The following is a 20952-nucleotide window of genomic DNA, read 5'->3' on the forward strand; positions in this document are numbered from 1 at the left end:
CTTATTTGATTTCTTTGAACTTTTTATCTGCTTCTATCAACATTTTAGACGCTTTTTCTGTTTCTTCTCCACCTTTATGCACGAACTCATCGTTTTTCATATTCATACCACTTCTTATTAGAAGAGTACCAGTTTTTAATTGAAGCATTGCTCCTTTTATATCAATATGTACGTTTGTATATTTCTCACCAGGCTCTAGAGCAATTACTTTATCTGCTGTATCTGACATGATGTCTGATTTCTTCATGTATTCCTTTTCTTTCTCTTCGAACGGTTTATCACTAGTGAGTATAGTAGTTAACTCTTGTGCTTGTTTTGTGATATCTGATAATAAAGAGTTTAAGTTTGACTTGTACTCTTTTTCAACATTCGTTTCTGTTGCTTTCGACTTTGATACCTCTTGACTACCTGTTTCTGCTGACTTTAGGCTGTCAGTTTTAGTTTCAGAAGAGTCTTTAGAACAACCTACCCCTGCTACTAATAAAATTGGTAATGTTACTGCTAATAGTTTACGTTTCATTCTAGAATACCCCTTTTAATATTTATCTTGTTTTTCTATCTATACTGTTTATTGCTTCTATCCAGTACTTCTCTCCTTCTTTTTAGTCAAATACATCCCTTATCACCATATATATTCCTAATAATACCAACTGATATGATGTTATTATAATATACAGAAAAGACTGGATACAATATCAACATTACGAAATGAAGCAAAAAGCCTACTTCATGAAAATGGAACGATTCTTTTTCACACACTCCATAAAAAAACGTCATCCTTTCTGTATATTTTTACAAAAAGAATAATGTTTTTTTATATTTGAGGGTATTAAAACCTTATAAGTTAATGGGCATGGGGAACCGCCCACATTTTATAAATAAATTTAATCATAATTTTACACATCCTCAATATTTAATTGTTAAAATTTTACACGAGATAACAATTAAGGGGATAATCTTAGTGGAGTGGACAGTAATCGATGAACAAAAGGTAACATCGTATTTAGTACAAGTATCCCATCTAGACAAAAATTTCTTATTTCATATTCGGGAAATTGATGACAACATAGATATTAATCTTATTGATGAAAATAATAATTTTTTAACACCTGTTCCTGTTGAATTATTTCTTAGTAAACTTCTGAGCGAGGAAGATAAAATGAATTTTAAAAGAGAGTATAGAAATATGTCGGGATTGGTATTATTAGAACCATTGACACGTGAGGAATCTATTTATGTAAGGGAAATGACAAAAGAAGAGGCTGTTATATTTAGATACTTAGAAGATACTTTTTCACGAGACTCAATGAATAAAGTAGAAAGCCCTCTCATGTGAGAAGGGCTATTTTGTTATTTTCCTCATTCTGTTTAATGATTTATCAAGATTAAGTAGATTTATTTTTTCATGTTTCAACTAGACCACATTGACCACATTTTTGACCACGATTTAAATAAAAAATAATGAAAATATATGAGTAGAAAAACAATGTGAAAATGATAAGACAATACTTGTGAGTACATTTTGAAATGAAATGAAAAGATATAAAGGCCATTAATCAAACGGGTGATGTGATGGTTTTGTGTTGAGGGAAAATTAATTAGACTAGAGAAAAATCAAAAGGCAATAATAAGTTTTTTGTTATTATTTTGACAAAATATCGAGTTAGGAAAAAAAGCGATAGGAATAAATCGCTTCTTTTTTAATTATTTTTTGGTTTCGGTTACTTTTTCATAACACTTTTGTACTGGCGATAAGTACATTTCTAAAACTACGTTTAGCGCCTCAATTTAGCTCAGTACAACGGATAACCTGTTTAATGAAAGGGAATTATCAAAAAGAGTACTATAAAACAGAACAACCCAAGAAATGGATAAGGAGTGAGCGATGGACAACATGATGAATGCAGGCGGCTTTGGTTCGCAAAGTGGGAAGGCTCAAAAAACGGTTGGCCAGTATTTGTTCGATTGCCTGAAACTGGAGGGTATTACCGAAATTTTCGGCGTCGCAGGGGACTATAATTTTACACTTCTTGATACTTTGGAATGTTATAACGGCATCCGGTTTATAGAAGGACGGAACGAACTAAACGCGGGTTATGCCGCGGATGGTTACGCAAGAATCAAAGGAATTTCTGCACTTATTACAACCTTCGGGGTCGGGGAGCTCAGCGCCTGCAATGCGATAGCGGGAGCCAACAGCGAGCATGTGCCAATCATTCACATTGTGGGTGCACCTCCTGAGAAGGATCAACAAGAGCATAAGCTGATGCACCACACCTTAATGGATGGAAATTTTGATGTCTTCCGTAAGGTGTATGAGCAGATTACGGCTTATACCGCAGTGCTTACGCCGGAAAATGCCAAAATTGAAATTCCAGCTGCAATTCGCATTGCTAAGGAAAAGAAAAAGCCGGTATATCTGGTTGTGGCAAATGATTTAGTGACCAAGCCAATCAAGAGCCGAAAAGAGCCGGTACCGCCACGTCCAACGTCCAACTTGAAAACCCTTCAGGCTGCGATGGATCATGTCCATCGGCTGCTCGGGCGTGCCCACCGACCGGTTATTCTGGTAGATGTGAAAACAATGCGTTTCAGCCTTCAGACGGCAGCTCGGCAGCTGGCCGACGCCATGAACGTGCCTGTTGTAACGATGATGTATGGGAAGGGGGCCTTTGACGAAACCCATCCCAATTATATCGGAATGTACCTAGGCTCTTTCGGAGATTCTGAAGTTCAAAGTACGGTGGAAAATGCAGATTGTATCATTGCAATCGGCATGGTATGGGCGGACACCAACACCGCGAATTTTACTGCAAAGTTGAACTCGCTTCTGACTGTCAATATTCAACCGGACATGGTCAAAATCGCTGAGGCGGAATATCCAAATGTTCTTGCATCCGACTTGCTGCTTGCGATGCAGAAGGTAGGTTACACGGGCAAAGGTTTGGCGGGGAAATGGACATTCCCTTACGATCAATTCACAACTAATGCCGACGAGCCTCTCATGGCGGCCGACTATTATCCCCGTTTTCAGCGCATGCTGAAAGAGGGCGATATTGTGATTGCTGAGACCGGGACATTCTATAACGGAATGGCGGAAGTGCGACTACCGTGCAATGTAACATATATTGGGCAAGGAGGATGGCAGTCCATCGGTTACGCAACCCCTGCAGCGTTCGGTGCTATTATAGCCGCGCCGGAACGCCGAGTGTTACTGTTTACAGGTGACGGCGCTCTGCAGCTAACAGCCCAAGAAATTAGTTCCATGCTTTATTACGGCTGTAAGCCTATAATTTTTGTCTTGAACAACGATGGTTATACGATCGAGAAATATTTGAATGTCAAAACCGAGGGGCAAAAGTACAATCAAATCCCTCAATGGTCTTACACCAGATTGGCCGAAGCTTTTGGAGGTAACGCGTTTACCGTTACGGTCCGGACCTATGGAGAGCTTGATCAAGCTATAATTCAAGCTGAAACGGAAAGTACGGAAAGACTCTGTATCATTGAAATGATCGCAGGGAATTCGGTGGACGCACCTAAATATATGCGACGGATGCGCAGTTATATGGAGAAGCAGGAAATGCAGCGAAGCCAGGAATAGCCCCGAATGAAACATGAATCTCTTCTTTAAAGTGGGCGCTCAAATTATCTTGAAAGGGTACAGTAATTATAGGGGAGTTTGCAAGGGAGAGGTAGTAAACGCTTCTAGCAGTGATTCTAACATCCAGGGAATGATGCTCTTCATCTGAATCACAACTATCTTCTACGGCAATACAGACTGTGGGAAGCAAAGGATATGATGGATTTGCGACGGGAGTAGTTTTGTAGTAATTGTTGGAAAAGGAGCATAATAAATTTGCTTCTTTTTTGTTTGTATTTGTAAAAAAATACATTCTTTTATATATTATACATATAGTTATATTAGACCGGTAGTCGGTCTAAGGAGAAGGGGTTAATGGATGAGAATCGTAAAAGAACATGAAGAGCGCAGAAATGAAATTTTAGATACCGCAGAAAAATTATTTACTTCTAAAGGATATATGAAAACGACAATAAATGATATTCTGCAGGAAATCGGTATCGCAAAAGGAACGTTTTATCATTATTTCAAATCAAAAGAGGAAGTAATGGATGCGGTTATTATGCGGATTGTAATTGCAGATGTAGCGGCCGCAAAAAAGATTGCTTCAGATCCTAATATCCCTGTACTTGATAAATTATTTCATATTTTAATGGCGCAAGCACCAAAAGCTGGGGGGAACAAAGAAAAAATGATTGAACAATTTCATCAGCCAAGTAATGCTGAAATGCATCAGAGAAGTTTAGTTCAGTCTATTTTACATTTAACACCTGTTTTGACGGAGGTGATTGAGCAAGGAATCAATGAACATGTTTTTGTAACAGAATATCCACAAGAAACATTAGAATTTTTGCTTGCTTCTGCACAAGTAATATTCGATGAAGGATTGTTTCAGTGGCAGCCGCATGAAGTGATGCAAAGAGCAAAGGCGTTTATCAGCATAACGGAGACTACTCTTGGTGCTAAAAAAGGGAGTTTTGATTACATTTTAGATATTTTGATAGGACATTCTGAAAATGACTAATAAGATTAACGACATAAAGTGAAACTTTAATCAGTGGGGGTTTTCTTCATCCCCCACTGATTATCAGCCCTCACCAATCGGGCGCATGCCAGCAGTTTATCTCCCACCTAACTTCTTAAGAAAAGCGGAAGCGGCCAGGACCTTTTCCTACTATATTTAAAACTAAGGGAGAAAGCAAATGCAGGGCACGTTGTATTCACATAGCAATGATTTGCATGTCGGAAAATTAAAATTTTATGAGTGTTTTATACAAATTTATAGACCGGTAGTCGGTCTAAGGTTTTGATGAAAGGTGGATATATAATGCAAAATAATAGCAATATAGAGCCTTTTTCTAAAGCTTTTAAGTTAATGGTAATTGGACAGATTGTATCAATATTAGGTTCTTCACTCCTGCGTTTTGCTTTATCTCTCTATGTATTGGACATAACAGGCAGGGCAGATATATATGCGACTTTGTATGCCGTATCAAATGTACCCCTTTTGTTATCACCTCTTGGCGGGGCTATTGCTGATAGATTCAACCGCCGCAACCTCATGATAATTTTTGATTTTGCAAGCAGTGCAATTGTATTTTGTTTTCTTTTGTTGTTAGCAGCTGGTAATACTTCTGTGATACGAATTGGTGTTGTTATGATATTACTTGCGATGATTAGCGCCATGTACTCGCCAGTTGTCATGGCAAGTGTTCCTTTGTTAGTAGTGGAAAATAAACTGGAGCAGGCAAACGGTATTGTAAACGGTGTTCAAGCACTATCAAGTGTAGCAGCTCCTGTTTTAGGCGGGGTATTGTATGGCATTGTAGGGTTAAAAACATTGGTTGTAATGAGTTGTATTGCTTTTTTCTTAGCCGCAGTTTTAGCGATCTTTATTCACATCCCGTTCGCGAAAAGAACGCAGGATGGACATATCATATCGATAATTGTAAACGATTTAAAGGTTGGGTTTATCTATGTGGTTAAGCAGCCTTTTATTTTGAAATGTATAATACTTGCAGCTTTCCTCAATTTAATTCTCACGCCGTTGTTTGTTGTTGGAGGCCCCATCATTATACGGATAGTTATGCAAAGTAGTGACACGATGTATGGCATTGGAATGGGCCTCATAGATTTTGCTACAATTTTAGGGGCATTGTCCATCGGTTTTTTTGCAAAAAAGATACAAATGAAAAAACTTTATCTTTGGTTTCTCATAATGGCGTTATTGATTATACCAATGGCTTTATCGATTACACCTTTTGCGCTTAGTTTCGGATACTATCCATCATTTCTACTCTTTATCTTGTGTGCAATCCTTATTGCAGTAGTGATGACTATTATTTCTATTTTTGTCATTACCGCTGTGCAGAAGAAAACACCAAATGAAAATTTAGGGAAAGTCATGGCGATTATTATGGCAGTTGCACAATGCATGGCACCTGTAGGTCAAGTTATATATGGTGTCATATTTGAAGCTTTTAGTATAAAGGTATATCTTCCTACACTGATTGTAAGTATAGTGATGATTGTAATGGCAGTTATCGTGAAAAGGGCATTAAGAAATGAGGGAGAAATAACATCTCCTCAATGAACAAAAGATGTACAACGTGGTATTTGAAGTGCATTTTTTAGTTAACGGATATCAATAGGGGCTTAAAAAATAAACGTGTATAAAATCCATTATCTATTTCGCATAAGGATTTTATACACGTCTAACTAAATGATTATTTATTAGGTTCTACATGCTTGTTTCGCATTGCATAGTAAATTGGAAGTCCTAAAGCAGTTAATCCTATACCGCATAACGCTAATAGCGTTTGTGTGAATAGAGTATTAATAACAATAAATGATCCACCTACAATGGAAATTATCGGGATAATAGGGTATAGCGGTACTTTGTAAGGACGCACAAGATCTGGTTCTCTTTTACGTAAAATGAATACTGCTACAAAGGTCATTGTATAGAATATCCAAATAACAAACACTAACATATCTGTTAATGTATTGAATCCACCGATAACCATCATAATCATAGAAACAAATAAGATAAATAGTCCAGAATTATAAGGAACTCGACTATTGTTAGATAATGTTGCAAACCATTTACTGAAAGGCAGTTTGTTTTCTAATGCCATTGCATAAGGGATACGCATTCCTGTCATGATATATCCATTAATTGTTCCGAATACAGAAATTAAAATACCGATTGTAACTAATTTTCCACCCATTGCTCCAAATAAAATTGTTGCTACTTGAGATGCAGGTGTATCAGTTCCTGCAAGTGCTGATGCAGACATTACCATAAGGAAAGCGACATTAATAAGTAAGTAAACAACCATTACAATAAACAAACCAATTACAATTGCTTTAGGTAAATCTCTTTTAGGGTTTTTCATTTCTCCAGCGATATTTCCTACATGAATCCACCCATCATAAGCAAACATTGTTGCAAGTAAGCCAGTACCAAGTGCAGAGATAAAGGATTTACCTGGACCTGCTTCAACTGGAAACAGTTGAAGAGTTACGTCGCCTTTATGCAATAATCCAAAAATAATAAGTAATACTAAAGGAACTAATTTGCAAATTGTCGATGCCATTTGAATTCCACCGGCTGCTTTCGCGCCTAAGAAGTTCATAAATGTTACGAATGCTGCAGTAATAATAGCAATTCCAATAATCATCAATTTATGTTCATTCGCATTTAATCCAAATAAACTAACTGCTTGTGTTCCGAAAATAATTGCAAGTGCTGCAATGTTAGCAGGGAAGTAAATGACAGTTTGTGCCCATCCTAGTAGGAAAGCAGTTAAGTTTCCATAAGTACGTTTTAAATATGCCATCATTCCCCCTGTTTCAGGAATAGCTGCTGAAAGCTCAGCTGCAGTTAAACCGGAGCAAATTGTTAAGATTCCTCCAATTACCCATGCGAGTAATCCTAAACTTGCTGATCCAGTTGCACCGTATAGTGCAGTAGGTTTGAAAAATACACCCGCACCAATAACGGTACCAATAACGGTTGTTAATGCTGCAAAGAAGCCAATATCTTTTTTAAGTTGTGCTTGTGACATAATAATCACTCCTGTTTGAAAAAATACATACAATCTCTGATGAATTCACTTTTACATTTGTATTAATAGTATGTCCTCTCATTTTTTTAATAGTACTTTTTTATTGATAAAATCCAAATTCGTTTGTGATATAATTCACAATAATATGGAAATAAGTACAATCCTTTTATGGTATTTCCATATTATTCAATGTGAAAATAATCACAAATGTAAGTAAAAAAATAAAATTGCATTTCATTGGAATTCATAAGAGATGTTATTTGTGACAAAGTCTATCATAGTTAAAAAGTGGTTTCAATCCTTCTGTGTAAGAAAAAATTTATTTTAAAATAAAAAAAAACATTTTGTGAACTATTTCACAAAATGTTGACTCATTATTTTCTTAAGTGCTATCTTGTATGTGTGAACAGCGATTCAAAAAATGAGGAAATATAAGAATGTTTCATATAGTCCGCAAATTTATTTGAATCGTATAAAAAAATTGTATTTGTGTATATTACACTTAAAAAGGATGTGTCAGCATGAAGATTGGCGTAGTGAAAGAAATTAAAAAAGGTGAAGCCCGTGTTGGGATGACACCAGAAAATGCTCGAAAATTAATTGAAGCAGGACATGAAGTGTTAGTAGAAAAAGACGCTGGTCTAGGATCAGGTTATTCTAATGAAGAATATACAAATGCAGGCGCTACTTTAGTTAATCAAGAGCAAGCCTGGGATGTTGATATGTTAGTAAAAGTAAAAGAACCTTTAGCGGAAGAATATAAATATTTTAAGAAAGATTTAATTGTTTGGGGATTTTTACATCTAGCAGCTTCTAAAGAGTGTGTAGAAGCAATGAGAAAAGCGGGAACAACCGCAATTGCTGGAGAAACAATTAGTGACAATGGAGTTCTAACATTATTAAAACCGATGAGTGCAATTGCTGGTCGTCGCGCAGTATTTATGGGAGCTTATTATTTAGAAAAGCAACATCAAGGAGAAGGTATTTTATTATCAGGCATAGAGGGTATTCCTGCTGGTAATGTTGTAATTTTAGGCGGAGGTAATGCTGCAATTAATGCTTGTGATATGGCCGTTGGAATTGGTTGTAACGTAACTATTTTAGAATTAAATAAAACGCAAATTGCTTATTTACAAGAAAAATATGCAAATGCGCCAGTTGAAGTTATTGAATCTACTACTGAAAACTTAGAGAAAACAATTAAAACTGCAGATTTATTTATTTCAACTATTTTAATTCCAGGTGCTAGACCACCAAAAATTGTGAAAGAGTACATGATTCAGTCCATGAAACCGGGCAGTGTTGTAGTTGATATTTCAATTGACCAAGGCGGAACGATTGAAACAATTGATCACTATACAACACATAATGATCCTGTATTTATTAAACACGATGTAATTCATTATGCTGTACCAAATATGCCAGGAGCGACTCCACGTACATCGACTATGGCGTTAGCGAATGGAAATATCGATTATTTATTAGCAATTGCTAACGATGGTTTAGAAAAAACTATTCAAAACAAACCAGCATTAGTACATGGTGTTAATATTTATAAAGGAACCATTACTTATGAAAATTTAGGAACAACGTTAGAATTGGATTATAAACAATTGAACGAAGTCTTATAAGAGTTTAGGAACAACGTTAGGATTAAATTATAAACAATTGAAAGAAGTGTTAATATGATTACGAAAACTTTGCCGCTAAATATTGTTGATATAAAAAATGCTAAACAAGTTCTTGATAGAAACGCACGTAAAACACCGCTTGTTAAATCCTTTTATTTAACAAGTAAAACAGGCGGAGAAATTTATTTGAAATTAGAAAATATGCAGTTAACAGGATCATTTAAATTCCGCGGAGCATTCAATAAAATTTCTACTTTAACAGAGGAAGAAAAAGCTCGTGGGGTTATTGCTTGTTCTGCTGGTAACCATGCACAAGGTGTAGCGTTATCTTCACATTTACTTGGAATTAAAAGTAAAATTGTAATGCCAACTTCTGCTCCAAAGGCGAAAGTTGAAGCAACAAGAGGATACGGTTCAGAAGTCATTTTATACGGTGATACGTTTGATGATGCAAAAGCAAAATGTGAAGAAATTATAAAAGAAACTGGCGAAACATATTTACATCCATATGATGATGTAAAAGTTATGGCAGGTCAGGGAACAATTGGTCTCGACATTCTTGATGATATGTGGGACGTTGATACTGTAATTGTACCGATTGGCGGCGGCGGAATTATCGCTGGAATCGCAGTTGCACTTAAATCTTTTAACCCTTCTATCAATATTATTGGTGTTCAAGCTGATAATGTTCATGGAATGAAAGCTTCGTATGATAAAGGTGAAATTGTAGAACATTATGAAGCACCAACTATCGCTGATGGTTGCGCAGTAAAAATTCCAGGAACATTAACTTTTGAAATCGTAGAAGAATTAGTTGATGATATTGTAACTGTGTCTGAAGATGAGTTAGAAGTAGCTATGAAAGATTTATTACAACGCGGAAAAGCTGTTGTAGAAGGCGCAGGAGCATTAGCGACAGCTGCTCTTCTTGCAGGCAAAGTTGATTCCTATATTAAAGGGAAAAAAGTAGTAGCAATTATTTCTGGCGGAAACGTTGATTTAACTCGTATTTCTAGCGTATGTGAGCATTTCTTTGCGAATGAAGTAAAGTAATCAAAAATTATTAAATAAAAAATGAAACCGAGAAATTGGTTTATATAACACAAGAAGAGCTAAGAGAAATTCTCTTAGCTCTTCTTAATAAATGGGGGTAAGTATCATAATTAATTTATTTAAAAAGAAATCTGTTACCCAGTTGTTAAAAGAAAGTAATAGTAAAACTTTAACGAAAACATTAGGAGCGTTTGATCTAACGATGTTAGGTATTGGTGCGATAATCGGCACAGGTGTTCTTGTGCTTACTGGATTAGTTGCGGCAAGAGATGCTGGTCCTGCAGTGATTTTTTCATTTATGATTGCAGCAATTGTTTGTGGATTTGCAGCTTTATGCTATGCTGAAGTTGCTTCTACACTTCCGGTATCGGGTAGTGTATACACATATTCGTATGCAACAATTGGAGAGTTTGTAGCACACTTAATGGGATGGACATTACTATCCGTATACGTCGTAACAACAGCAGCAGTAGCTGGTGGATGGACAGGGTATTTTCACAACTTAATTAGTGGATTTGGATTAGAGATACCGAAGGCGTTGTTAACAATCCCTTCACAGGGCGGTATTGTGAATTTGCCAGCAGTATTGATTACACTTGCACTAACATGGTTATTATCACGTGGGACGAAAGAAAGTAAACGTATAAATAACGCAATGGTGTTAATTAAAATTTGTATTGTCGTATTATTTATTGCTGTTGGTGTGTTTTATGTAAAACCAACAAACTGGATTCCATTTGCACCATATGGTTTAAGCGGCGTTTTTGCAGGAGGAGCTGCTGTATTCTTTGCTTTCTTAGGGTTTGATGCGTTAGCAACTTCAGCTGAAGAAGTAAAAAATCCGCAGCGCGATTTACCAATCGGTATTATTGTATCATTAGTAATTTGTACAATTATTTATGTCGCGGTATGCCTTGTAATGACTGGAATGGTATCTTATAAAGAATTAAATGTACCAGAAGCAATGGCCTATGTATTAGAAGTTGTAGGACAAGATAAAGTGGCTGGTGTAATTTCATTCGGAGCTGTAATTGGAATTATGGCGGTAATTTTTGCTTACATTTATGCAACAACACGCGTATTCTTTGCGATGAGTCGTGATGGTTTACTACCAAAAGCTTTCGCGAAAATCAATAAAAAAACAGAAGCGCCATCGTTTTCAACTTGGTTAACGGGAATAGGTAGTGCTTTCATCGCTGGATTTATTGATTTGAAAGAATTATCGAATCTAGCGAATATTGGAGCGCTCTTAACGTTTGCGATGGTTGGGGTATGTGTAATTATTCTTCGTAAAACACATCCAGGCTTGCAGCGTGGATTTATGGTGCCACTTGTACCAGTTGTTCCGATTATTTCTATTGTATGTTGTGTATTCTTAATGGTTAACTTGCCATTAACAACGTGGCTGTATTTTGGAATTTGGTTAGTGATTGGAGCGTTTGTTTACTTCGTATATTCAAAGAAACATAGTCATATAAGTGAAGAAAATAATTCAGAAAATGGATTTGAAGAAATGGGTTGAAGAAAAGGGTTGTTGGTGTAATTTGGGTAATGTTATGCGAAGTAAATAGTTTGAATATTTCACTATTTTTTAAAAAAGGTTGTTTAAGATTTGCTATATGAAAATATGTCATAATAATTAAACTATTGTTTGAAACTTCTTAAAAAAGTTTAATGAGGTTGGCAGTATATATCAATTTGTAAATCCAATTTCATTTTTTAGCATATAAGTTGCTGTTAGGGAGAAAAAAGAGTCATGTACTCGCTTTCTCCCTTTATTTTAACCATTTCCCGTGGTAGAAAAAGGCTCTGACCGCAACTATGCATGGCCAGACGCTCTTGCCCACCAAAAAAAGAACAGGATTTCTATGTCGATTTTTTAACTTGTATTTTATATAGATAAGAATAACCTGTCTTTCTTTGATTATTAAACTCGTAATAAGGTATAATACAATGTAGTGAATAAATGTGACATCTTCAATTTGTCTTTTTTGTTAACAATATGAAATATAATGAAAAACTGTTGAAGAAACAGCATATTTTATATTACTATTTTTATGTAGAGTTAAAGTTGAAAGAGAGTGGAACAAGAATGGGACGTAAGTGGAATAATATTAAAGACAAAAAAGCATCAAAAGATGCAAATACGAGTCGTGTCTATGCAAAGTTTGGACGAGAAATTTATGTAGCAGCAAAACAAGGAGAACCAGATCCAGAATCTAACCAGACTTTAAGAGTTGTACTTGAACGTGCAAAAACGTACAGCGTACCGAAAACAATCATTGACCGTGCAATTGAAAAAGCAAAAGGTGGTTCAGAAGAAAACTATGACGAACTTCGTTATGAAGGTTTCGGACCAAATGGATCGATGGTAATCGTTGATACACTAACAAATAACGTGAACCGTACTGCAGCAGATGTACGTGCAGCATTTAGCAAAAATGCTGGTAACATGGGTGTAAACGGATCAGTAGCGTATATGTTTGATGCAATTGCTGTTATTGGTCTTGAAGGTAAAACAGCAGATGAAGCTCTTGAAATCTTAATGGAAGCAGATGTAGACGTGCGTGACATCTTGGAAGAAGAGGAAGCAGTTATCGTATATGCGGAACCGGATCAATTCCATGCAGTACAAGAGGCATTTAAAAATGCTGGTGTAGCTGAATTTACAGTTGCAGAATTAACAATGCTTGCACAAAGCGAAGTAACACTTCCAGAAGATGCACAAGTGAAATTTGAAAAAATGATTGATGCATTAGAAGATTTAGAAGATGTTCAGCAAGTGTACCATAATGTTGATTTAGGTGAATAATAATTGGAAAGCAGACTTTTGTTTTGGAACAAAGGTCTGCTTTTTTATATTGTTCATTGAATTTTAAAAGATAAAATGAAAAGAAATAAAAAAATATGTTACAAAGGTTTATAATAAATAGAGATAGATAAAAAGGAGTGAGAGAGTATGAAAAAAGAAATTATCGAACGCTTTACAAGATATGTTAAGGTGGATACACAATCTGATGCAGAAAGTCAAACTGTACCATCAACGCCGGGTCAAATTGAATTCGCAAAGCAACTGGTAGAAGAGCTGAAAGCGATTGGATTATCAGAAGTAACGATGGATGAGAATGGCTACGTGATGGCTACGCTTCCTGCAAATACGGACAAGCAGGTACCTGTAATTGGTTTTTTAGCCCATTTAGATACAGCAACAGATTTTACTGGGAAAAATGTGAAGCCGCAAATTCATGAAAATTTTGATGGTAAAGCAATTACGTTAAATAAGGAGCTTGGTGTTATATTAACTCCAGAATTATTTCCAGAACTCCCATCTTATCAAGGCCATACATTAATTACAACGGATGGAACAACACTTCTTGGTGCGGATGATAAAGCAGGCATTACAGAAATTATGACGGCAATGAATTACTTATTACATAATCCACAAATTAAACACGGGAAAATTAGAGTAGCATTTACACCTGATGAAGAAATTGGCCGCGGTCCGGCTCATTTTGATGTAGAAGCTTTTGGAGCTTCATTTGCATATACAATGGATGGAGGTCCACTAGGTGGATTAGAATATGAAAGCTTTAACGCAGCTGGTGCTAAAATCACCTTTAAAGGGAACAGCACACATCCAGGAACAGCTAAAAATAAAATGGTAAATGCGAGTAAGCTCGCAATGGAATTCCATGGGAAACTCCCAGCAGAAGAAGCACCGGAATATACAGAGGGGTACGAAGGATTTTACCACCTTATTTCTATAAATGGTGATGTTGAGCGAAGTCAATCTACTTACATTATTCGTGATTTTGATCGCGAACATTTTAATACTAGAAAAGAGAACGTAGCAGCCATTACAAAACAGATGCAAGAAAAGTATGGTGCAGAAAATATTATTCTTGAGATGAATGATCAATATTACAATATGCAAGAAAAGATTGAACCAGTGAAAGAGATTGTTGACGTTGCATATGAAGCGATGAAAAATCTTGATATCGAACCAAATATTCAACCAATTCGCGGAGGAACTGATGGTTCGCAGTTATCGTATATGGGTCTACCGACACCAAATATTTTTACGGGCGGAGAAAACTACCACGGTAAATTTGAATATGTATCTGTAGATAATATGGAAAAGGCCGTTCAAGTTATTATTGAAATTGCAAGATTATTTGAAGAAAAAGCTTAAAAGACAAAACCCCGAATAGTGTTCCTATTCGGGGTTTTGGATTATATAGCATTATTTATATAAATCCGTTTTAATTTTTCGACATCTTTGTCTAGCGCTGCCTCCTAAACAGTCGGCTCCGCTTTTCTTTATGATCCAGCTCCAGCGGCTAGAACAGTCGGTGGCTTCGCGTCTTCCGCCGAGGCAAAAAGCGCCTCTATGTCAGAAGCTCCATCTCCCTCTTGTTCTGAGTGAGCCGCTTCCGCTTTTCTTTGTAAGTCGCTGCTATGCAGAATACAATATAACCGCTACTCGCTTTCCCCCTTTGTTTTAAACTTCGCATGTGGCAGGAAAAGGCCCTAACCACTTCTATGCACGACTTTTAATAGCTGAAATCATCTTTTGAATAAAAAACTCGCCATAAAGTGAGACTTCCATTTTATCACACCTCTTTTATAGGGTTCATTGTTCAAAAATTAGTAGGTGTAAAAGAAAAAGATTTATGAGAAATATGGATTTTTAACTATTATTTTCTATTTTTTGTTAAAAGTTTGAAAATCATTCTTGAAATAATTTTAGGTTACGCATATAATCAATAATGATAATCATTATCGGTATTTATAGATAAGGGGGATTAAAAGATACTATGTTTAATAGGGGAAGTGAAGAATGTAAGTGTCAATATTGGCTAATTATAATGCAATATATAGATAAGAATAATATTTTATTAGATTGACAAAGTTATAAATTTTTATTTTTGAAAGGAGCATTTTTTAATATGAACAAAAAGTTATTTACACTAGGAATGGTTACAGTATTAAGTTTAGGTCTTGCTGCATGTAATAGTGCAGAAAAAAGTTCAAGTGAGAAGAAAACGGAAAGTGTAGAAACTACAGCAAAGAAAGATGAAAAACAGAAAATTACATACCTTGGTAAAGAATATACAGTGCCTGCAAAAGTAACAAAAATTGCAACAGCTAGTTTAGAATCAATGGAAGATGCAGCCATACTTGGAGTGAAACCAGTAGCTGCAATTACAGTAGGTGGGAAAATACCTGACTATTTAGCTAAAGATTTAAAAGGTGCAGAATCTATTGGTGAAAAAATGCAGCCGAATTTTGAAACACTACTTAAATTAAAGCCAGATGTTATTACATCTAGTTCTAAATTCCCAGCAGAGACAGCGGAAAAATTTACAAAAGTAGCACCAACATTCCCTGTTTCTCATATTTCAACACATTGGGAAGATAATCTAAAATTAATGAGTGAGCTAACTGGTAAAAAAGATAAAGCGGAAAAAATTATAAAAGATTATAAAGCGGATGCTGCGAAAACGAAAGAAAAAGTAGCAGATAAATTAAAAGATAAAAAAGTTGTTGTAATAAGATTGAGAGAAGGAAGCATTAATCTGTACCCAGAAGATGTTTATTTCAATCCAGTAATTTATAAAGATTTAGGCTTAACGGCTCCTGAAGCGATTAAAGCAGTTAAAAAGCAAGAAAAAATTGCTTTAGAAAAGTTTGCAGAAATGAATCCGGATTATATCTTTGTTCAATTTGAAGGAAGCGAAAATAAAGATAATCCGAAAGCGCTAGAAGATTTACAAAGCAATCCAATTTGGCAAAGTATTAACGCTGTAAAAGATAAAAAAGTATTCGTAAACGCTGTTGATCCAATGGCCCAAGGCGGTACAGCTTGGAGTAAAACAGCTTTCTTAAAAGCTGCAGAAAAAAACTTATCTAAATAAATAGTAAGGTGCGTTGAATGATATGCGGAAAATGAATGCAGTACCAATGATGATTTTATGTTTGGCACCTGTGTTAATTTTATTAACGATTATGTTATCCATATTGTATGGAGCAAAAAATATTACTTTTGAGACAGCTTGGAATGCGCTATTCCATTTTGATTCAGGAAATGTAAATCATAATATTATTATTACATCTCGTTTACCGAGAGCAATTGGTGCGTTATTAGTAGGAGCATTTTTGGCCATATCAGGAGCACTTATGCAGGGGATGACAAGAAACTATCTTGCATCCCCTTCTATTATGGGTGTGACAGAGGGGTCAATGTTTGTTATTACGATTTGCATGGTATTTATTCCAGGGATGTCTTCAATGAATATGATACTATATTCTATGCTTGGTTCGGCATTAGGAGCGGGAATTGTTTTTGGATTTGGTTCATTGCTTCGAAATGGATTATCGCCGGTTCGTTTAGCTATTATAGGAACTGTTATAGGAACATTTTTAAATAGTACGGCAATAGCAATTGCATCTTACTTCCAACTTTCTCAAAATGTTAGTTTTTGGTACAATGCAAAGTTGGACCAAATCGATCCAAAGATATTAAAATTATCTATTCCATTTGGTGTTATTGGTATTGTTTTGGCACTTGTAATTTCAAAATCTATTACAATTCTCTCATTAGGAGAAGAGGTTTCTATTAATTTGGGCCAACGTACAAAACTTGTGAAAGTTGCTGCAATCCTATCTGTTGTGTGTTTAACAGGTACTGCTGTAGCTGTAGTTGGGAAGGTAGGTTTTGTAGGATTAATCATCCCTCATATTACTCGTTTTTTAATTGGAGTAGACTATAGGTGGATTATACCGTGTGCCGGTATAATAGGCGGAGTCTTTCTCGCTTTATGTGATGTATTGAGTAGATTTATAAATTATCCATTTGAAACACCAATAGGGGTCGTTACTTCATTGATTGGAGTTCCTTTCTTCCTTTATTTAATTCGAACAAGAGGAGGAGAGAAACATGCATAGAGATTCATGGCAGTGTTATATGGTCACATTTAGTGTAATCCTGTTTTTGGTTATAGTTTCCATTTATATTAGTTTAACGAATGGTACATTTGATATGACAGTTATGGATATAATTCGGACGGTATTTCGAATAAATCCTGTGCCTGAACATGATTTAGTTATATTTGATTTTAGGCTTCCCAGAATAGTAATTGCAGCATTAGTAGGGTTTGGTCTTGGCGTTGCGGGAGCTGCTATTCAGGGAGTTACACGAAATGGATTGGCGGATCCAGGTATTTTAGGAATTAATGCGGGTGCAGGGGCGGCTATTGTTGTCTTTATGTTTTTCTTTCAAGGACAAATCAAGAGTACAGACTGGTTTTCTATTATGCTTCTGCCGTTATTTGGCTTGGCCGGGGGACTTGGTTCTGCAATCTTAATTTATATATTTTCTTGGAAAGGCGGAAGATTAGATTCACAGCGCCTATTATTAACAGGAATAGCAATTGGTTACGGTCTTAGTTCTTTCTCTGTATATTTATCTTTGAAAATGAAGGCTACTGATTTTGAAATGGCAGCAGTTTGGGTCTCAGGGAGCATATATAATGCAAATTGGAAATATATTATTGCGATGTTACCATGGTTAATTATTTTAGTGCCTATGATACAAAGGAAAGCATATTTACTTGATATGTTTCAACTAGAAGAGACGAGTATAAAAAGTCTCGGAATTTCAGTCGAAAAAGAGAAATCCATTTTATTATTAAGCGGTATTGGAATAGTGAGTGCTTGCGTTTCTGTTTCTGGAAGTATTGGATTTGTTGGGTTGATGGCACCGCATATTGCAAAACGTCTCGTTGGAATTCATCATAATCAAGTTATTCCGATATGTGGTGTGATTGGTATGTTACTTGTTATTGTTTCTGACTTTATTGCAAAGACTGTTTTCACACCAATAGAGTTACCGGTTGGAATTGTCATTTCTATCATTGGTGTACCGTATTTTCTATATTTGTTATTTAAAGCGAAAGCGTAAAAGGAGTGAAGATGAGTGAGTGTTTTAAGCACAGAAAATTTAGAAACGAGCTATGAAAAGCTTACGGTATTTCGTGATTTAAATATAGAAATACAAGAGGGAAAAGTGACGACGATTATTGGACCAAATGGATGCGGGAAATCTACGCTACTAAAAACAATGGGGCGAATTTTAAAGCAGAAAAGTGGAAAGGTGTACTTGCAAGGACAAGATTTACATACCATTTCAACAAAACAAATTGCGAAGCAACTTGCGTTATTACCACAAAATCCAATTGCTCCATCAGAATTAAAAGTAGAAGAGCTTATTTCTTACGGACGATATCCGCATCGTAATAATGTGAATAAATTATCATCAAAAGATAAAGAAATGATTGAATGGGCAATGGGAATTACAAATATCACTCCTTTTCGCAACCGTCAAATTGGAAATTTATCAGGAGGACAAAGACAAAAAGTATGGCTAGCAATGGCTTTAGCACAAGAAACAGAAGTTTTACTATTAGATGAACCAACAACTTATCTTGATATGGCTCATCAGCTAGAAGTACTGCAAATTGTTGAACGATTGAACCAAGAACATAAATGTACAGTTGTTATGGTTTTACATGATATTAATCATGCAGCACGTTTTTCACATGAAATCATTACGATGAAAGCAGGGGAAATCATTAAGATTGGGAGCCCATTAGAAATCATTACAAATGAAGTATTGAAACGTGTGTTTCATATTGATGCAAGGGTAATGATAGATCCTTATAATGGTGCTCCTGTGTGTTTTGGGTATGATAGTGCATTACAAGAAGAACGTGCAAAAGTTTATGTAACAAATTAAACATGTAAGAGGAGGGCGACAATGCAGCCTATACCGGAGACACGAAATGTCGTAATTTCTAACACAGAGCAATGGACGATGTATTCGAAAAGAGAAAATCGTCAGTATCAAATTTATATAGCAAAGCCGAAACAGCCAGAACCACCTTCGGGTTATCCTATTATTTATGTATTAGATGGGAATGCTTTTTTTCAAACGTTTGAAGAAGCTGTGCGCATCCAAGCAGTTAGATCTGAAAAAACAGGAATTGTACCAGCAATTATTGTTGGAGTTGGGTATCAAATAAAAGAAAGTTTTTCTTCTACATATCGATTTTATGATTTCACTCCTCCAGCATCATCTCTTATTTTGCCGCCAAAACCAGATGGTAAACCGTGGCCGGTAACAGGGGGAGCGAATCATTTTTTAGAGTTTTTTCAAGAAGAGCTAAAACCTGAGCTTACTAAATATTTTCCGATTGATACAAAGAGACAAACATTATTTGGCCATTCGTTAGGTGGGTTATTTGCTTTACATGTCTTATTTACAAACATACATGCATTTCAAACATACTTTATAAGCAGTCCTTCTATTTGGTGGAATAATCAATCTGTTTTAGAAAAAGAATCTAATTTTATAAATGAATTAAATAAAATGAATTCTGAGATTGGTGTATTTCTTACAGTGGGGTCATTAGAAAAAGATCATATGGTTCAAGATGTAAATGCGTTATCTGATCGATTATACAAGATGCAGCATAGCAGATTACGATTCTCGTTTCATAAAGCTGAGGGAGAAAATCATGGATCTGTAGTACCGACTGTTTTAAGTAAGGCGCTACGTTTTATATTTCATCCATAAATAATAGGGATACTGTTTATCCCGCATCAACGGGCAGTAAGACCCCTACCTCAAGATTAGAAACATTGTCCAGCTCTAGCGGCTAGAATCCCCTCGGACGAGGCAAAAAGCGCCTTGAATTGCTTCTGCTCCCATTATATGATGAATAATTAACCACCCGAACCCTAGAGCTGAACCAAATGATAGTATAACAGTAGCCATTAAATACAACATAGCTGTAATAGAGCGTAAGTATACAACGAGTAATAGCGAGATAAGACCGATGATAATCGGGATGATTAGGCTCGAATCTTTATTGCTTGTTATCATTGTGTCATATTGAGTAGCAGTTTGACCGGCAATCCAAACTCTCGAATGCACGTCTGTTATACCAGCTTTCATTTGAATTGTTTTTGATGGGATTGCTTTGAAGGAATAATGATTGGAGGATCTTTCCTACCGATGGGGACAGAAAAAACTTTGGGTAATGCGGCCTTGGACTGAAAATATTCTTGTTATAACTTGGATAAAGTAGATGTAAATAACAATAAGAGGTACAGGTGAAGATAGATCAACCGAGAGATTCCATTATATGTAATCAATATTACCACAGTGTATATAAAATATTTTTCTTGACTTTTTATACGAATATTAGGAAAATAGTAAAAAAAGAAAGGAGGGGTAACGTTGGAGGAATATGTGCTAGATATATATAATTTTTTGTATACGACTGATTGGGAAGATATCATGTCAATTGTAAGTATTGTATTATGTATTCAATTCCTATTTGTATATGGGGAAATGAATAGTGCTCATTTTTCTTTAACGTCCCCATCCGACGTGCAAGGAGAAATATCGCTAAGACCGACAAACTTGAAGCATGTATATTTCCCTATAGTTATTATGTTATTTATTCGGTATATTACTGCTATTGTAAAGAAAAAAGAAGGAGACGACCACTATCATCCGATTTGTTATCTGAATTTTAAATGAATGATA

At 35.7% G+C, this 20952-nt stretch carries 18 protein-coding genes; 15 read left to right on the forward strand and 3 right to left on the reverse strand.

Annotated elements, in window-relative coordinates:
- Window position 1: 1 nt before the first annotated feature.
- Window positions 2-520 (reverse strand): hypothetical protein, encoded by a 519-nt coding sequence (locus BM211_RS02085; RefSeq protein ID WP_035436647.1) that lies wholly within the window; start codon window positions 518-520, stop codon window positions 2-4.
- A gap of 441 nt (window positions 521-961) precedes the next feature.
- On the opposite strand from BM211_RS02085, the gene BM211_RS02090 reads away from it, so the two are divergent.
- The 4 genes from BM211_RS02090 (at window position 962) to BM211_RS02110 (ending at window position 6176) form a co-directional block, all read left to right on the forward strand.
- Complete coding sequence (locus BM211_RS02090) at window positions 962-1336, forward strand: hypothetical protein (RefSeq protein WP_035436651.1); 375 nt, start codon at window positions 962-964, stop codon at window positions 1334-1336.
- 549 nt (window positions 1337-1885) lie between these two features.
- Window positions 1886-3604, forward strand: coding sequence for an alpha-keto acid decarboxylase family protein (locus BM211_RS02095; RefSeq protein ID WP_090994771.1), 1719 nt, complete (start codon window positions 1886-1888; stop codon window positions 3602-3604).
- 358 nt (window positions 3605-3962) lie between these two features.
- Complete coding sequence (locus BM211_RS02105; RefSeq protein ID WP_035436656.1) at window positions 3963-4607, forward strand: TetR/AcrR family transcriptional regulator; 645 nt, start codon at window positions 3963-3965, stop codon at window positions 4605-4607.
- Between the two features lie 303 nt (window positions 4608-4910).
- On the forward strand, window positions 4911-6176 hold the full coding sequence (locus BM211_RS02110) for an MFS transporter (RefSeq protein WP_371261849.1): 1266 nt from the start codon (window positions 4911-4913) through the stop codon (window positions 6174-6176).
- A 133-nt stretch (window positions 6177-6309) separates the two neighbouring features.
- Here BM211_RS02110 and BM211_RS02115 read toward each other — a convergent pair whose 3' ends face one another.
- On the reverse strand, window positions 6310-7653 hold the full coding sequence (locus BM211_RS02115; RefSeq protein ID WP_035436661.1) for an APC family permease: 1344 nt from the start codon (window positions 7651-7653) through the stop codon (window positions 6310-6312).
- Window positions 7654-8174: 521 nt separating this feature from the next.
- Here BM211_RS02115 and ald point away from each other — a divergent pair.
- From ald to BM211_RS02165, 10 genes are all read left to right on the forward strand, one after another.
- Window positions 8175-9284 (forward strand): alanine dehydrogenase, encoded by a 1110-nt coding sequence (gene ald, locus BM211_RS02120; protein ID WP_035436663.1) that lies wholly within the window; start codon window positions 8175-8177, stop codon window positions 9282-9284.
- A gap of 54 nt (window positions 9285-9338) precedes the next feature.
- On the forward strand, window positions 9339-10337 hold the full coding sequence (tdcB, locus tag BM211_RS02125) for a bifunctional threonine ammonia-lyase/L-serine ammonia-lyase TdcB (protein WP_035436666.1): 999 nt from the start codon (window positions 9339-9341) through the stop codon (window positions 10335-10337).
- A gap of 106 nt (window positions 10338-10443) precedes the next feature.
- Window positions 10444-11859, forward strand: a complete 1416-nt coding sequence (locus BM211_RS02130) for an amino acid permease (RefSeq protein ID WP_035437063.1) — start codon at window positions 10444-10446, stop codon at window positions 11857-11859.
- A 570-nt stretch (window positions 11860-12429) separates the two neighbouring features.
- Entirely contained in the window at window positions 12430-13149 is a 720-nt protein-coding gene (locus BM211_RS02135; protein ID WP_035436667.1) for a YebC/PmpR family DNA-binding transcriptional regulator, read from the forward strand.
- 147 nt (window positions 13150-13296) lie between these two features.
- A complete protein-coding gene (pepT, locus tag BM211_RS02140) occupies window positions 13297-14529 on the forward strand; it encodes a peptidase T (protein ID WP_035436670.1) in 1233 nt (410 codons plus the stop codon).
- A gap of 757 nt (window positions 14530-15286) precedes the next feature.
- Window positions 15287-16255 carry an iron-hydroxamate ABC transporter substrate-binding protein gene (locus BM211_RS02145; RefSeq protein ID WP_090994776.1) on the forward strand — a complete coding sequence of 323 codons (969 nt, stop codon included), beginning with the start codon at window positions 15287-15289 and terminating at the stop codon, window positions 16253-16255.
- Window positions 16256-16277: 22 nt separating this feature from the next.
- Window positions 16278-17285 carry a FecCD family ABC transporter permease gene (locus BM211_RS02150; protein WP_035436677.1) on the forward strand — a complete coding sequence of 336 codons (1008 nt, stop codon included), beginning with the start codon at window positions 16278-16280 and terminating at the stop codon, window positions 17283-17285.
- Window positions 17278-18300, forward strand: coding sequence for a FecCD family ABC transporter permease (locus BM211_RS02155; RefSeq protein WP_090994779.1), 1023 nt, complete (start codon window positions 17278-17280; stop codon window positions 18298-18300). Before BM211_RS02150 ends, BM211_RS02155 begins: the two co-directional genes overlap by 8 nt.
- Window positions 18301-18315: 15 nt before the next feature.
- On the forward strand, window positions 18316-19134 hold the full coding sequence (locus BM211_RS02160) for an ABC transporter ATP-binding protein (RefSeq protein WP_090994781.1): 819 nt from the start codon (window positions 18316-18318) through the stop codon (window positions 19132-19134).
- A 21-nt stretch (window positions 19135-19155) separates the two neighbouring features.
- Window positions 19156-19974, forward strand: coding sequence for an alpha/beta hydrolase (locus tag BM211_RS02165; RefSeq protein WP_035436698.1), 819 nt, complete (start codon window positions 19156-19158; stop codon window positions 19972-19974).
- 75 nt (window positions 19975-20049) lie between these two features.
- On the opposite strand, the gene BM211_RS02170 is transcribed toward BM211_RS02165, so the two are convergent.
- The gene (locus tag BM211_RS02170) at window positions 20050-20355 is read right to left on the reverse strand and encodes an MMPL family transporter (protein WP_081904961.1); all 306 of its coding nucleotides are present in this window, start codon (window positions 20353-20355) and stop codon (window positions 20050-20052) included.
- A gap of 285 nt (window positions 20356-20640) precedes the next feature.
- Between BM211_RS02170 and BM211_RS02175 the strand changes: the two genes are divergently transcribed.
- The gene (locus BM211_RS02175) at window positions 20641-20946 is read left to right on the forward strand and encodes a hypothetical protein (protein WP_035436701.1); all 306 of its coding nucleotides are present in this window, start codon (window positions 20641-20643) and stop codon (window positions 20944-20946) included.
- Window positions 20947-20952 lie beyond the last annotated feature (6 nt).

It is taken from the genome of Bacillus sp. 491mf (genome assembly GCF_900112415.1).
In the GTDB taxonomy this organism is placed as follows: domain Bacteria; phylum Bacillota; class Bacilli; order Bacillales; family Bacillaceae_G; genus Bacillus_A.